Source organism: Polaromonas jejuensis NBRC 106434 (assembly GCF_001598235.1).
GTDB classification, from domain to species: Bacteria; Pseudomonadota; Gammaproteobacteria; order Burkholderiales; family Burkholderiaceae_C; genus Polaromonas; species Polaromonas jejuensis.
Window position 1 is genome coordinate 18,625 of the sequence record NZ_BCYO01000021.1, and the last position, 13,260, is coordinate 31,884.

16 protein-coding genes and 1 pseudogene are annotated in these 13,260 nt (G+C 62.5%); 9 read left to right on the forward strand and 8 right to left on the reverse strand.

The window, feature by feature from the left end; translation table 11 throughout:
- Positions 1–10: 10 nt before the first annotated feature.
- Positions 11–760 carry an orotate phosphoribosyltransferase gene (gene pyrE / locus PJE01S_RS18760; protein ID WP_068835180.1) on the reverse strand — a complete coding sequence of 250 codons (750 nt, stop codon included), beginning with the start codon at positions 758–760 and terminating at the stop codon, positions 11–13.
- 10 nt (positions 761–770) lie between these two features.
- Between pyrE and PJE01S_RS18765 the strand changes: the two genes are divergently transcribed.
- Genes PJE01S_RS18765 through PJE01S_RS18775 form a run of 3 tightly spaced genes read left to right on the forward strand, consistent with a single transcriptional unit; the run spans position 771 to position 2,577 of the window.
- Positions 771–1,691, forward strand: coding sequence for an exodeoxyribonuclease III (locus PJE01S_RS18765; protein ID WP_068835181.1), 921 nt, complete (start codon positions 771–773; stop codon positions 1,689–1,691).
- Positions 1,654–2,109, forward strand: coding sequence for a hypothetical protein (locus PJE01S_RS24665; protein ID WP_174548564.1), 456 nt, complete (start codon positions 1,654–1,656; stop codon positions 2,107–2,109). The genes PJE01S_RS18765 and PJE01S_RS24665 overlap by 38 nt, the downstream gene beginning before the upstream one ends.
- Positions 2,110–2,163: 54 nt before the next feature.
- Positions 2,164–2,577 carry a PIN-like domain-containing protein gene (locus PJE01S_RS18775; protein ID WP_068835183.1) on the forward strand — a complete coding sequence of 138 codons (414 nt, stop codon included), beginning with the start codon at positions 2,164–2,166 and terminating at the stop codon, positions 2,575–2,577.
- Positions 2,578–2,686: 109 nt separating this feature from the next.
- On the opposite strand, the gene PJE01S_RS24670 is transcribed toward PJE01S_RS18775, so the two are convergent.
- On the reverse strand, positions 2,687–3,166 hold the full coding sequence (locus PJE01S_RS24670) for a DUF4411 family protein (protein WP_084389633.1): 480 nt from the start codon (positions 3,164–3,166) through the stop codon (positions 2,687–2,689).
- Positions 3,153–4,301, reverse strand: a complete 1,149-nt coding sequence (locus PJE01S_RS18780) for a helix-turn-helix domain-containing protein (RefSeq protein WP_068835184.1) — start codon at positions 4,299–4,301, stop codon at positions 3,153–3,155. The genes PJE01S_RS24670 and PJE01S_RS18780 overlap by 14 nt, the downstream gene beginning before the upstream one ends.
- 174 nt (positions 4,302–4,475) lie before the next feature.
- On the opposite strand from PJE01S_RS18780, the pseudogene PJE01S_RS26035 reads away from it, so the two are divergent.
- Positions 4,476–4,589 (forward strand): annotated as a pseudogene (locus tag PJE01S_RS26035) (exodeoxyribonuclease III); the annotation flags it as partial.
- 44 nt (positions 4,590–4,633) lie between these two features.
- Here PJE01S_RS26035 and PJE01S_RS18785 read toward each other — a convergent pair.
- The 3 genes from PJE01S_RS18785 to PJE01S_RS18795 all read right to left on the reverse strand — a co-directional run bounded on the left by PJE01S_RS18785 (position 4,634) and on the right by PJE01S_RS18795 (position 6,886).
- Entirely contained in the window at positions 4,634–5,572 is a 939-nt protein-coding gene (locus PJE01S_RS18785; RefSeq protein WP_068835185.1) for a VTT domain-containing protein, read from the reverse strand.
- Between the two features lie 181 nt (positions 5,573–5,753).
- On the reverse strand, positions 5,754–6,059 hold the full coding sequence (locus PJE01S_RS18790; RefSeq protein ID WP_068835186.1) for a hypothetical protein: 306 nt from the start codon (positions 6,057–6,059) through the stop codon (positions 5,754–5,756).
- A gap of 62 nt (positions 6,060–6,121) precedes the next feature.
- A complete protein-coding gene (locus tag PJE01S_RS18795; protein ID WP_068835187.1) occupies positions 6,122–6,886 on the reverse strand; it encodes a metallophosphoesterase in 765 nt (254 codons plus the stop codon).
- A gap of 100 nt (positions 6,887–6,986) precedes the next feature.
- Here PJE01S_RS18795 and PJE01S_RS18800 point away from each other — a divergent pair, with 100 nt between their 5' ends.
- The 4 genes from PJE01S_RS18800 to PJE01S_RS18815 all read left to right on the forward strand — a co-directional run bounded on the left by PJE01S_RS18800 (position 6,987) and on the right by PJE01S_RS18815 (position 9,440).
- Positions 6,987–7,454: a MarR family winged helix-turn-helix transcriptional regulator gene (locus PJE01S_RS18800; protein ID WP_068835188.1), complete on the forward strand. Its 468-nt coding sequence runs from the start codon at positions 6,987–6,989 to the stop codon at positions 7,452–7,454.
- Between the two features lie 95 nt (positions 7,455–7,549).
- Complete coding sequence (locus PJE01S_RS18805) at positions 7,550–8,266, forward strand: RNA polymerase sigma factor (protein WP_068835189.1); 717 nt, start codon at positions 7,550–7,552, stop codon at positions 8,264–8,266.
- A gap of 102 nt (positions 8,267–8,368) precedes the next feature.
- The gene (locus tag PJE01S_RS18810; RefSeq protein WP_068835232.1) at positions 8,369–8,950 is read left to right on the forward strand and encodes a ferritin-like domain-containing protein; all 582 of its coding nucleotides are present in this window, start codon (positions 8,369–8,371) and stop codon (positions 8,948–8,950) included.
- 103 nt (positions 8,951–9,053) lie between these two features.
- Positions 9,054–9,440, forward strand: coding sequence for a c-type cytochrome (locus PJE01S_RS18815; protein WP_068835190.1), 387 nt, complete (start codon positions 9,054–9,056; stop codon positions 9,438–9,440).
- A gap of 154 nt (positions 9,441–9,594) precedes the next feature.
- Here PJE01S_RS18815 and PJE01S_RS18820 read toward each other — a convergent pair whose 3' ends face one another.
- On the reverse strand, positions 9,595–10,794 hold the full coding sequence (locus PJE01S_RS18820) for an HPP family protein (protein ID WP_084389634.1): 1,200 nt from the start codon (positions 10,792–10,794) through the stop codon (positions 9,595–9,597).
- Between the two features lie 106 nt (positions 10,795–10,900).
- Positions 10,901–11,743 (reverse strand): M48 family metallopeptidase, encoded by an 843-nt coding sequence (locus PJE01S_RS18825; protein ID WP_068835234.1) that lies wholly within the window; start codon positions 11,741–11,743, stop codon positions 10,901–10,903.
- Positions 11,744–11,840: 97 nt separating this feature from the next.
- Here PJE01S_RS18825 and PJE01S_RS18830 point away from each other — a divergent pair, with 97 nt between their 5' ends.
- Positions 11,841–13,169, forward strand: a complete 1,329-nt coding sequence (locus PJE01S_RS18830) for an AmpG family muropeptide MFS transporter (RefSeq protein ID WP_068835235.1) — start codon at positions 11,841–11,843, stop codon at positions 13,167–13,169.
- Positions 13,170–13,260 lie beyond the last annotated feature (91 nt).

The window sequence follows — 13,260 nt, forward strand, 5'->3', positions numbered from 1 at the left end:
ATTTGATTCCTTAATCCACGCCGTAGCGTTCCCGGTAAGCCAGCACAGCCTGGTAGTGCGTCTTGAATGCCAGGGCGCCGGCCTCATCCGCCGACGGCGCGCTGCTTTGCACGGACAGATACTGCAGCAAGTCCGTCAGGCGCGCAATCGCGCAAACCTGCAAACCCAGCTGCCGGGTGACATATTGCACGGCGCTGTGGTCCACATCGACCCCGTTTTCGGTGGCTTTTTCCTGCCGGTCCAGCGCGATCACCACCGCATGGGGGGTGGCGCCGGCGGCCTGGATGATGGCAATCGACTCGCGTGCCGCGGTGCCGGCGGACATCACGTCATCGACAATCAGCACCCGGCCCTGCACCGGGGCACCGACCAGCGTGCCGCCTTCGCCATGGTCCTTGGCTTCCTTGCGGTTGTAGGCAAACGGCAGGTTGCGGCCCAGCCGCGCCAGCTCGATGGCGACGGCGGCGGCCAGCGGAATGCCTTTGTAGGCGGGGCCGAAAATCATGTCAAACTGCAGGCCGCTGCGCTGCTCTTCGGCGACCAGCAGCCGCGCATAGAATTGCGCCAGCCGGCCCAGCTTGGCGCCGTCGTCAAACAGGCCGGCATTGAAGAAATAGGGGCTGATGCGGCCGGCCTTGGTCTTGAATTCGCCAAAACGCAGCACGCCCGATTCGACGGCAAACTGCACGAATTCCAGCGCCAGCGCGCTGTCCGCGGAAGTCGCTGCGCCCCTGTTGTCTGTTTGCCCTGCATTGCTCATTGGAAATCCCATGTTTAAATTAACCAGCCTCAACCTCAACGGCATCCGGTCCGCCGCCAGCAAAGGCGTGCAGGAATGGCTTGCCCAGTCCATGCCGGATTGTATTTGCGTGCAGGAACTCAAGGCGCAAGCCGCCGACGTGAGCGGCAAATTTGAGGAAATTGCCGGACTCAAAGGGCATTTTCATTTCGCCGAGAAAAAAGGCTATTCGGGCGTGGCGGTGTACACCCGCCATGAGCCCAGCGACGTGATCGTGGGCTATGGCTCGACCGAATTCGACGCCGAAGGCCGCTATGTGGAGCTGCGCTTCGACACACCCAAGCGCAAGCTGTCCATCATCAGCGCCTACTTTCCCAGCGGCTCATCGGGCGAGGAGCGGCAAGCCGCCAAGTTCCGCTTCCTGGCCGAGTTCTACCCGCACCTGCTGGCCCTGAAGACCACGCGCGACTTCGTGCTGTGCGGCGACATCAACATCGCGCACCAGGAAATCGATTTGAAAAACTTCAAGGGCAATAAAAATAACAGCGGCTTCCTGCCCGAAGAACGCGCCTGGATGACCGAGCTGCTGCGCGATGCCGAACTGGCCAACGAGGCGGCCGATGAGTTGATCGCCCCCACGCTTGTCGCTTCGCGTACTGCGCCGCCCCCCGAGGGGGCCGCTTTTTCCTTGGGGCGGCCCGGCGGAAAAATACCGCCCCAAGGAGGCGGCATGGTCGACGTCTACCGCAAGCTGCAGCCCACGGCCACCGACGCCGCCTACACCTGGTGGAGCAACCGCGGCCAGGCCTATGCCAAGAACGTGGGCTGGCGGCTGGACTACCATTTGGCGACACCGGCTTTTGCCGCGCTGGCCCGCCACGAGCATATCTACAAGGAGCAGCGCTTTTCCGACCATGCGCCCATCAGCGTGGACTACGACTTCAAGCTCTGAGCTTCATTGCCACAGACGTCACGTCGACCTCAAAGTCATTCGAGCAACTGTTGACGCTGCAGCTCGTAACTTCGGTGCGGACTATCCACTGACAAACCGCAACTTCCTGACTGATGGCAAGCGGCTCTTCCTTCAAGCCATTGAACAGGCAACAGGAGAACCTCGACTGATTGACGTGCTGCGCAAGCAATATGTCTTTTCGGACATCATCAAGCCGTCGCTTTATGCCGGCATTGAATATGGACACGATGATGCTCAAAGATGGTTCCCCGTCAACAGGCGAAAAACAATCGTCCTGGATCCTGCCTTGCAATTTGGCACTCCGGTTCTGGCTGAGGCGGGGATCCCAACCGACACAATCCACGCCTCGTTCCTGGCTGAAGGACGAGGCCGCGCGATGGTTGCAAGAGTTCTTTGACATCACGACAGGTATGGTGACTGCAGCGGTCGAGTTTGAAGAAAGACTTGCCGCTTGAAGTTTTTCTTCGACAACAACCTGTCACGGCATTTAGCCCACGGCATCAGAGAGTTGTCGGCACTCACGGCGGGGGAGGAAGAGGTCATTCATCTCGCTGATCGCTTCGAGAAAAATGCCCCTGATCTCAAGTGGATTGGCGAGCTATCCCAGGATGGTCCCTGGTACATCGTTTCCATCGACCGGTTCAAAAAGCAGCATGGCGCCGAGCGCGAAGCGATCCGCAGAGCAGGCCACACAGTGTTCGTTCTTGATAGCCAGTGGTCAAAGCACGGCTTCTGGATGGAAACAGAACGTTTCGTGAGATGGTGGCCTCAAATCGTCGATTATTCCGACCGCGTCAGCGACGGTGCATACAGGATGCCTTGGCAACATTCTCCAAGCGCCAAATTTCAGGCGATCTCGTTCTAGGCATTCGTTTCGCATTTCGGCCAACATCCGTAGGTTTTTCGTCGCACTGACTATCAAATCACGACTCCTGGTATCGCCAAAGCCGCTAAATTAGCCGCGACTTGGTGTGTCAGCCGAACACTCGACCCGACCTCTTGAAGTAGGTGAGAAACGAGCAACAACTCACACCAACGGCATTCATAGCGCATACGGCAGGAATCTTGTAATTCGCCATTGCACGTGGAAGAGTGGGCTGCTCGCTCTCATTGCTGATTAACTCAAAACCATGATGCCGTGCGGTCGCGACGATCAACAAGTCGTTTTCACCAACGCCTGCTTGGTAGCGGTCACCCACTATTCCAAGAAGCCCTTTGATCCTGTTTGCGTCAGTCGTGACTTGATTTCCGACAGGAAGCACAACGATTCCAGCCGCCGTCAACCAAGCCGCGCAATCAGGTGCCACGTTGCGCACCTCTTCGAGTGCGACAAACGGAATATGTAGGCGGACTGCGTTGATCTCGTCGCGCAGCCAATCCCATAGTCGAGGAAATTGAGCTATCGGATAGTTGTCCCACGCATACACGATTGAAGAGGCGTCAATTACCTGCAATGTGCCTCTCCAACTGATGTATGTCTGACAATTTGATGCCGTCTAAGTAGCTGCTCGCTTTGGTTGTCGTGATTCGGCGGGCGCTGAGTGCATCAAGAACAGTACGTACGTAAGTCTCGCCAAAAATATGCCTTGGTTCTCGGAAGCGGTACATACGGCTGCCGCCCTCTTCTTCTCGGACCGGTAGCGACGCAACGTGAGCACGATAGGCGGCATACTCGTCTTGTTCAACGCGTCCAGCCTCCAACAATCGACGCAAAATCACCTCGGTACTTACTCCGAGCATCCTACGCAAAGGCTTCAGCCACTCGTCGTAGTTCATGACATTCGCAGGGCGCTCGTCATCACGAAGACTGTTCAGAACTTCGTCGGGCACAAGTAATCTGCCCGCAAATGAGTTCGCTTGCCGCTCATGCCCCAGTCGGGACTGCATATCTGCTTCATCGTCAATGGAACTCTCATGATGGAGTAACAAATGTCCGAGCTCGTGCATCAGCGTGAACGTTTGCTGAGTTTCCCACTGCGACTTCCTAACCACGATGACAGGGCATCGTGCGTCGTAAAGTGCGAATCCTAAGATTGGACTCTCCTTAGGAATCTGCCATTGCCCCGCATATCCGTTGGTTCGGAAGACAAGAATGCCTTTCGCCTGAACAGCTGCTCGATATGCCTCGAATGTGTTTTGCTGACCTAGCCCCAGCCAACGCCGTATGTCTACCGCTGTGCGCGGTAGATCGGTTGCAAAAACCGTAGGAGGGACGAAGGTTGGATAGTCATCGGGGTTCAAGTCATCACGAAGGGCAAGATAAAGCTCACGTTGCCTCTCTACACGCTCGATCAACTTCTTCACTTGGTAGGACATACCAGGTTTTATGCCGGCTAGTGTTCGATACTGCACCGTGTGCACCCGCTCTGTTTCAGCGGGTCCTTCATCGAGGAAGAACAGAACACCTCGTCCAAAATACTCGGCGATTTTCCTCAGTTGCAAGAACGTTAGCCCAACTTCCCCGACTAGGAACTTTGCAAAGGTGATGGGCGAGATGCCGACCTCACGTGCAAGATCCTCTGGCGTTACGCCCCTTTCGGCGCAGCACCATTGGATTCGTTGACGATTGATCGATTCGATCCGTTCCATTTGACTTTCCAAGCGCCACAGCAGCCTTTGGCAGAAACCTTCTAGGTAAAAGTAAGCCCTTGATAGTACCGTACGCCCCACGGGGGCTGCCAGACATGGTTTAAGAGTGGGTGAGACCATTTTTCATTGGTCATGACAACCACAACTCAAATGTAGTTTTTTTGTGCAACTTTCTACCATTTGGCCACGCCAAGCCTTGCCGCCCATGCACGATCAAGCGACATCTACAAGGCCCAGCGCTTCAGTGACCACGCGCCGCTCACTGTCGAGTACGACTGGGCGCTTTGAAGGGCGACGGCACGGCCATCACATAGAAAGTGAAAACCGCATGCTCACCGTGACCCGTGCCCAGGTTCGCCCAGCTGTTTCATCCATGCGTCGTACCCGCCCTTGAGCGGGCGAACAGACGTGTAGCCCAATTTCATCAGCACGCGTGCCGCCCTCACGGCCGTGGCGTCCTGAGGGCAGGCACACAGGGTCACAATGCGATGGTCCTTAGGCCAGGGGCCGACGGCTTGGGGCAAGTCGTCCAGGCGGGCCGGCGTGGCGCGTGCTATGGGTCCCTCCTGGGCGATCATGGCGTCGCCACGAAAATCCAGCAGCAAAGGCGGTTTTTTGGACTTCAGGGCCTCCGCCAGCTCCACGGGCGTGATGTGGGGAATGGCCGCCAGTTGTTCAAAACGATATTTCTGCCACAGCTTCCATACGAGCCAGACGCCGAGGGCCATCGCAACGGCGACGACGGCTGTGCCGCCATGCCTGTTCATGATTTCCAGCGCGGTTTGCAGCTCGGCACGCAACCACCAGCCGGCGAAAATGGCCGCACCTGCCCAGAGCGCCGCGCCAAGACCGGCTGCGGCAACGAAACTGGGCAGCGGCATGCGCAGCGAGCCGGCGATCGGTGGCGCCACGATGGAAAAACCTGGAACGAACTTGGCGACAACCAGCGACCACGCGCCCCACTGGATAAAACGTCCCTCCGTTTCCGAAACACAGGAACCCGGATTGATGGACAGCCTGCACAGGGCGGACAGGACGCGATAGCCAAACGCGCGCCCGGCCAGATACCAGATCCAGTCTGCCAGCACCGACGCCAGCACCGCTGCCGCGAGCATTTGTCCGGCCCGGCCCGAGGAGGCGGCGAGGCTGCCGGCAACCAGCAGGGTCGGCACAGCCGGGATCGGCAGCCCCAATTGCTGCAGCAGCACATTCACAAACACGACCCACAAGGCGTCACGCTGGATGGCTTCGGTGATGGGAGTGATGTCCATGAGCGTTGCTGGCGTTTTTGCTTGCATTATGAGCGCTCGTCGTTTGTCGGATTGACCACCACCCGGCCCCGCATGAGCCTGGTCTACAACCTCAAGCGCTGGGGGCACCCGGCGCCTTCGTTTTAATTGCTACCAAAATAGAAGCACCCTGCGCTGATCCGGAGCGGGCTGCAAGCTCTTTTCATTCTTCATCCGGAAACAGCACGGGCCAGCAGCCCGGCTCGCCGGCCAGCAGGTCCAGCTCTCCGCGTGCCGGCTTCCCGCACGGCGCGGCGTTCAGGACATGGGCAACCACCGAGGCCGCCGGGGAGAAATAGGCCACGACCTCACAGTGCAGCCGCCCCTCCGACTCATGCCGCGTGAAGACCGCCATCTCCAACGGGCGGCCCGCGAGCACAAACAGGGGCAGGAATGCATCCTTGACCTGGTCCGTCATGCTGAAGGACCAGACCCCATCGCCCAGCGATTTTGAAAACCAGGTACTCATTGGGTAACCTCCGTGCTGCGCACTGCGGTGCGAGCTTGCTTGGGGACGGCCCGGCGCGGCGCTCATGCGATGTCCACCCGGAAATGGGGATCAAACAGGGGGTTCTCATTCACCCCGTCCTTCGCATACCCGCGCGGGTTGCAGACCACCCTGGTGCCGTTGAGTGGGTAGTCGAAGCTGTCATGGGTATGGCCGTGCACCCATAGCCGGGCGCGGCGCCCGTCGATCAGGGAATCCAGATCGGACACAAAGCAGGCATTGAGCGGCGAGCCGGCAAAGCGCGGATGGATGCTGCGGCGCGAGGGCGCATGGTGGGTGATCACCACGGTCGGTCCCGCATACGGCTCGGCCAGCCGGCTTGCCAGCCAGCGCGCCTGGCCATGGCACAGCGCCGCCGCGTCGTCGGGCGTGAACAGCCGGTCCGGAACCTCGTCCACATGGATTTTGCTGAAGTCACGCATGAAATGTTGCGCCGCCTGCATCGCCAGCGTCCGCGGCTCGCCCTCACCCATGAGCCGGAAATCGGTCCACAGCGTGGCGCCCAGAAAGCGCACGCCGCCAAGCATGATTTGCCCGCAGTCCAGCACATGGATGCGGGTGCCGGCGCACAGCCGCCCGAGTTCCGCCAGGGTGTCCACCATGCGGCTGCCGTAGAACTCGTGGTTGCCGGGCACATAGAGCACCGGCTTGCCGAATCCCAGGGCCCAGGACACGGCCTCCGGCGGGTGCGCAATGTCCCCGGCCAGGATGACCACATCGGCGTCATTGCGGGGAATCTCCAGGACGCCGCAGCTCAGGTGCAGATCAGACAGGATGTTGAGCTTCATGGACACCGCTCCAAAAAAGCAGGTGGCAATGGCCGGCAGGGCCGAATTGCCATATTACATCATGCCGTGATATATAGGGTGGGTCTGGAAATTTATCACCATGCCCGCCTCTGCCGTCCCAAAAATGTCCAAGGCCGACTTCGAACGGCTGGCCGATTTCCGTTACCAGCTGCGGCGTTTTCTGCGTTTCAGCGAAGAGGCCTGCCGCGACCACGGCATCACCTCCCTGCAGTACCTGCTGATGCTGCAGATCAGGGGCTTTCCGGGCCGCGATTGGGCCACGGTCGGCGAACTCGCCGAACGCCTGCAGGCCCAGCCGCATGGCGTGGTTTCGCTGATTTCAAGGTGCGAGGCCGCCGGCCTGGTCAAACGCCGGACCAGCAGCGACGACAAGCGGCGCGTTGAAGTCACGCTGACAAAAAAAGGCGAGCGCTGCCTGGAGCCGCTGGCTGATCTGCATCGGGCCGAGCTCGCCGGCCTGCAGGATGAATTTGCCCTGCCCGAGCTGGATGCGCCGTATCCCGAACGGGCTGCGGGCCGGCCGAAGGAAAAGAAACCGGGGCCATGAGCAAGGCCGGGCGCTTCCGCCGCCAAAGACAGCTGTAACCTGGCGGCCGCGTGAACCATCTAATGCAGTAATACCGACCCAACCGAGGTGAATGCATGGAAACCTTGTCGCCCGCGTCCCCGGCACTGACCGACCCGCAAGTGCTGATTGCACAGATTGCCGCAGGCAACCTGAAAGCATTCGAGCAGCTGATGCGCAGCCACAACCGGCGCCTGTTCCGCGTGGCGCGCAGCATCCTGCACGCCGATGGCGACGCCGAAGACGCCCTGCAGGAGGCCTACCTGCGCGCCTTCATCGCGCTGAAAACCTACCGGGGCACGGCACAGCTGTCCACCTGGCTGACACGCATCGTGATCAACGAGGCGCTGGGCAAAAAACGCCAGCAGCAAGCCGCCGGCCAGCGTCTGCAGGGCGACACGGCCTTCGCCATGCACGACAACCAGGCCCTCAACGCCATCGAACTCATGCTCTCGGAAACCCCGGAGGACCTGGCCATGCGCGAACAGTTACGCAGCCTGCTGGAAGCCAAGATTGACCGCCTGCCCGACGACTACCGCACGGTGTTTGTGCTGCGGACCCTGGAAGAGCTGAGCGTCGAGGAAACCTCGCAGTGCCTGGAGATTTCACCGGCGCTCGTCAAGACCCGGCTGTTCCGGGCCCGCCAGATGCTCAAGCTGTCCCTGCTGCGTGACGTGAAAGCCGGCTTGCAGGACTCGTTTGCCTTTGAAGGCGGGCGCTGCGACCGGATTGTTCACACCGTGCTGCAGGCCATTCGCCATGGCGCAGGCGCCGGCAGCACGCCACCGCCCTAGCCTTCCTCGCCCCTTCACCGACCCCATCAAGTCATGGTCAGCGCACATGACTTGGGGATGGCTTCGCCTGCGCTTTATCTAATCTACTTCGAGGGAATCATCATGTCATTCAGCTTTATTCGCCACGGCGAAGAACTCCTGAGCAGCCGCCGGGGCATGCTCCAGGCGACCGGCCTGACCTTGTCGGGCACCGCCATCGCCATGCTGGCCGGACGCGAAAGCCTGGCCGCCAGCAACAAGACCAAATCGCCCCACAAGGATGTGGGCATTCTGAACACCGCGCTGGGGGCGGAGCTGGAAGCCATTGCGGCCTACCAGGTCGGCGCCGAAAGCGGCCTGCTGCAAAAACCGGTGCTCGATCTGGCCGTCCAGTTCCAGGGGCACCACAAGGAGCACGCCACGCTGCTGGCGTCGGTGGTCAGCAAGCTGGGCGGCAAACCCGTGGTGGCCAAGGCCAAGTACGACTTTCCGGTTGACAAGCTCAAGAGCCAGGCCGACGTGTTGCGCTTTGCGGCCATGCTGGAAAAAGGCGCCGTCAGTGCCTACCTGGGTGCGGTGCCGGTGTTTGGCGATCGCGAACTCGCCAAGGCGGCCGCCAGCATCCTGGGCGACGAGGCCATGCACTGGGCCATTCTGAGCAACGCCCTGGGTGACAACCCGGTGCCCATGGCCTTCATGTCCTGAGCGCCCGCGCTGCCGCCGCCTGCCCGGGCCGCTTGTCCGGGCAGCCCGCGGCCCCGTTCATGGTCGCCTTGCCCGCAAGGCATGAAAAGAAAGAGGTTTTGCCGTGCGTGCTTTTATCTGCCTGTTTTTTGGCGCCGTCGTCAGCGGGGCGCTGGGCGCCGCGCCTGTGCGCGGCGATGTTGTGCGTGGCGAGCAGATCTACACGCGCTGCTTTGCCTGCCATGCGCTGGAGCGTGACCGCGCCGGGCCCAGGCACTGCGGCCTGTTTGGCCGAAAGGCGGGCACGGTGGCAGGCTTTGAATATTCTTCGGCCATGAAAAAATCCGGCATCGTGTGGAACGAAAAGACGCTGAATCTGTTCCTCGCCAACCCCGCCAAGGCCGTGCCGGGCACCTCCATGGGCTACGCCGGGGTGACGGATGCCCAGGAACGGGCAGACCTGGTGGCCTATTTGAAGCAGGCGAGCCAGCCCGGCAAGCAGTGCCCGTAATCTGGCGGCCACAGGTCCAACCGGAAACGCTATCAAAACAGTAGCAACCTATACCCATCCGAATTGGGCAAACAGCACTTTCAACCGTTTAATTCAACGATTCAATCCTGGCAGCCTCAGCGCCTGGGCAGACGCCAGCAGCGGCAGCCCCGGCTCACGCCGCCGGATCGGCCGCCCGCCCCAGTGCGGCGACCAGGTCGGACTGCGTGATCATGCCGACCAGGCGCTCCCCCTCTCCGATGATGGGAATGTGATGGTGGCCGGTGCTGCCAAACAGCGGCACCAGGTCCACGAGGTGGCGCTGCATGCCGGCCACGCGCACATGGCGCGTCATGATCTGGCCCACGACCTCGGGTTTGTTCGAATAGCTGCTCTTCGTGCTGCGGATCAGCGTTCGCAACTTCTCATCGAAGCCCTCGTACAGGTCGAGCTCGGCGGCCCGCATGAAATCGGCCAGCGTGATGATGCCGGCAATGCGAAAGCTGCGGTCCACCACGGGCAGGGCCTTGATGCGCCGCTCGCGCAGCAGCGCCCAGGCTTCCTGCAAGGGCGTGCCGAACTGCACCGTCACCAGGTCACGCGACATGATGTCGGCGCAGCGCACCTCGGCCAGCTTGCGGTCATAGGCCCGCAGTTGCGTATCGGCCAGCAGGGCCTTGAGGTCATCCCGGCTGACGTCCAGCACCTGGTTGTAGCGCGCCAGCACGGCGTCCAGGTCGGCATCGAGCTGCCGCGCCTCGCGGGAAACCGCCCCGGTGAGCGGCGCGAGCTGCATGTGCGGGTAGGGCCGGCGCGTGGCATTGTTGTAGGCGATGCCGGCGAGCACCAGCAGCACCGAATTGAGCAGCACCGGGTAAAACGCAAAAGCCGGGTCGGCCATGCCGCCCAGCACCATCATCAGCGCCGTGGCGCCGCCCGGCGGGTGCAGGCAGCGCAGCGCCAGCATCAGGGCAATGGCGGTGGCCACCGCGAGCGCGGCGGCCAATTCGGGCGAGCCCAGCAGGTACACGCCATGCACGCCGGCAATGCCCACCAGTGCCGACAGCGTGTTGCCGCCCACCACGGGCCAGGGCTGCGCCATGGGACTGGCCGGCACTGCAAACACCAGCACCGCGCTGGCGCCCAGCGGCGCTATCAGCCAGGGCAGGCCTGAAGCCAGCGTGCCGCCCGCCAGGTGGCACAGCCATCCGGTCAGGAAAATACCCAGCAGCGCGCCCATCACCAGGCGCAGGCGCTCGCGGGTGTTGATGCGGGTCCGGGCGGGCCGGAAAGCACGCCACCAGGCGCGGCTGAACAGGGACGGCAGGCGGCCGCGTTCAGTGTTGAGGGCGTCAGGACCTGCGGGAATGCTCATAAGCCTGGGGGTGGTGAAAAACGGCACAGGCCGCCAACCAGGCGGCACCCTGATTGTCCGCTACGCCGGAATGAGGAGCCGAGGCGGCCGCGCAGAAGGCACCGCCTCAGCTTCGGGCACGCAGGTACAAGCCCTGAACCTTGGGAACGTTGGCCTGAAGCTGCTGGATGCGCTCCGGCCCCGAGGGGTGCGTGGACAGAAAAGCGGGGCCGTTGCCACCCCCGCCGGCCTGGGCCATTTTTTCCCACAGGCTGACCGCGGCCTGGGGGTTGTAGCCACCGCGTGCGGCCAGTTCCAGCCCCACCAGGTCGGCGTCGGTTTCGTCTTCGCGGCTGAAGCGCAGCGTGAGCAATTGCGTGCCGACACTGGCTGCCAGATCGCCCAGTTGCCCCAGCCCCAGCAACTGCGCGCCCAGCGAGAGTATCGTCCCGGTGCCTTGGCTCTTGGCGATGCGCGCGCGTGCATGCTCGCGCAGGGCGTGCGCCATTTCGTGGCCCATGATCATGGCGGCTTCGTCGTCGGTCAGCTGGAGCTGCTCGAGAATGGCGGTGTAAAAAGCAATCTTGCCGCCTGGCATGCAGAAGGCATTGATCTGCTTGCTGCCGATCAGGTTGATTTCCCAGCGCCATTGCCTGGACCGGTCGTTCCATTGAGCGGTTTGAGGCACCAGGCGCGCGGCAATGCCGCGCAGCCGCTGCAGCTGCGGGTTGCCTTGCGGCGCCAGCGCACCCTTGGCCCGGGCCTCTGCCAACAGCTTGGTGTACTCCTGCGTGGCCGCGCCTTCGATCTCGTCGGCCGGCACCAGATTGCGCAGCCCCGATGACGGCCCCACCTCGACCTGGGCGCGCAGCGGCGTGGTGGCGGCAGTTGCCGCCGCCCCGGCCGCAGCCAGCAAAAATGCCCGGCGGCCTGACCAGGCGGAGTGTTTGGCCTCGCATAAAAAGCACATGAGTGAATAATAGTCACAAATTGAAATGCCCATGTCAGCCAAAAACCCCTCTTCCGACCTGCCTTGTCCCGATGCCCTCGATGCCAAGAGGCCATCGATGACCGAGGCCAACGCCACCACGCGCCGCAAACGCTCTGCGCTCGAGGTGCTGGCCGAGCTCCGGCAGCCGAAGGTCGCGGTCATGCTGGCGCTGGGCTTCGCCTCGGGCCTGCCCTTCCTGCTCACCGCCAACACCTTCGGCTACTGGCTGAGGGACGACGGCACGAGCCTGGTTGCCATCGGGTTCATCTCCTGGGTCGGCTTCGCGTACGCCTTCAAGGTGTACTGGTCGCCGCTGGTGGACCGCATCGACGTGCCGCTGCTGGGCCGCCTCGGCCGGCGTCGCGGCTGGATGCTGCTGTGCCAGATTCTTGTCACCATCGGGCTGCTGGGCATGGCCGCGGTCGGGACGGCGGGCGGGCTCGCAGCCATCGGCGCCTTCGCCTTGTTGACGGCCTTCGCCTCGGCCACGCAGGACATCGCGATCGACGCCTGGCGCATCGAGGCGGCGTCCGACGCCGACGAAGTGGGGCTGATGACCTCGGCGGCGCAGGTCGGCTACCGCATCGCCCTGCTCGTCACCGACGCCTTGATCATCGCCGCGGCGGCACGCGTCGGCTGGTCGATGTCGTACGTTGGCATGGCGGTGCTGATGGCGCTCTGCACGATGGCCACCTTGTTCGCCTCCGAGCCGACCCGCGCCGATGTGGTCCTGCACCAGAAGCCCCCGCTCTGGACCTTGCGCGGCCTCGCCGATGCGATCGTCGGCCCCTTCGTCGACTTCTTCGCCAAGCACAAGGTCGCCGGGCTCGTCATGCTGCTGATGGTGGCGCTCTATCGCCTGCCCGACTTCGTGATGGGGCCGATGTACAACCCCTTCTACCACGACCTCGGACTCTCCAAGGACACGGTCGCCTGGGTGCGCGGCTCCTTCGGCCTGGTCGCCACCTTCCTCGGCATCGCCGCGGCCGGGATCAGCGCCGTGCGGCTGGGCTTGCTGCCGACGCTGGTCGCAGGGCTGGTGCTCGAAGGGTTTGGTACGGCGGCATTCGCCTTGCTCAGCGTCTATCCTGAGCCGTCGGTTTTCGCCGCGGTGATGACACTCGACGCGTTTGCCCAGGCCTTCGCCGGCGTCGCCCTGGTGACCTACATGTCGAGCCTGACAAGCCTCGGCTACACCGCCACCCAGTACGCCATGCTGTCCTCGACCTACGCTTTGCTCGGCAAGTTCCTGAAGGGATTCTCCGGGATTGCGGTCGAAACGCTCACGCCCACCCACGGACTCCTCGGCGCCTACGCCACGGCGTTCGTGGCCACCGGCCTGACCGCCATCCCGCCCATGCTGCTGCTGCTGCTGCTTTGGCGCATGCAGCGGCCCGGGCGCTGAGCAATCTTCTCTTCGCGTGGCCGCGCTGATTGGATGCCTTCGGTGACAGCCATTTTTCCACCGCGACGGCCTTGCCGGGCTTGCCGGTGCT

Coding starts and splice junctions, on each gene's coding strand:
- PJE01S_RS18765 (WP_068835181.1), top strand. CDS start 771: ATGTTTAAATTAACCAGCCTCAACCTCAACGGCATCCGGTCCGCCGCC.
- PJE01S_RS18780 (WP_068835184.1), bottom strand. CDS start 4,301: ATGGAACGGATCGAATCGATCAATCGTCAACGAATCCAATGGTGCTGC.
- PJE01S_RS18830 (WP_068835235.1), top strand. CDS start 11,841: ATGACCGAGGCCAACGCCACCACGCGCCGCAAACGCTCTGCGCTCGAG.
- PJE01S_RS18825 (WP_068835234.1), bottom strand. CDS start 11,743: ATGTGCTTTTTATGCGAGGCCAAACACTCCGCCTGGTCAGGCCGCCGG.
- PJE01S_RS18810 (WP_068835232.1), top strand. CDS start 8,369: ATGTCATTCAGCTTTATTCGCCACGGCGAAGAACTCCTGAGCAGCCGC.
- PJE01S_RS24665 (WP_174548564.1), top strand. CDS start 1,654: ATGCGCCCATCAGCGTGGACTACGACTTCAAGCTCTGAGCTTCATTGC.
- PJE01S_RS18790 (WP_068835186.1), bottom strand. CDS start 6,059: ATGAGTACCTGGTTTTCAAAATCGCTGGGCGATGGGGTCTGGTCCTTC.
- PJE01S_RS18805 (WP_068835189.1), top strand. CDS start 7,550: ATGGAAACCTTGTCGCCCGCGTCCCCGGCACTGACCGACCCGCAAGTG.
- PJE01S_RS18800 (WP_068835188.1), top strand. CDS start 6,987: ATGCCCGCCTCTGCCGTCCCAAAAATGTCCAAGGCCGACTTCGAACGG.
- PJE01S_RS18785 (WP_068835185.1), bottom strand. CDS start 5,572: ATGGACATCACTCCCATCACCGAAGCCATCCAGCGTGACGCCTTGTGG.
- pyrE (WP_068835180.1), bottom strand. CDS start 760: ATGAGCAATGCAGGGCAAACAGACAACAGGGGCGCAGCGACTTCCGCG.
- PJE01S_RS18820 (WP_084389634.1), bottom strand. CDS start 10,794: ATGAGCATTCCCGCAGGTCCTGACGCCCTCAACACTGAACGCGGCCGC.
- PJE01S_RS18795 (WP_068835187.1), bottom strand. CDS start 6,886: ATGAAGCTCAACATCCTGTCTGATCTGCACCTGAGCTGCGGCGTCCTG.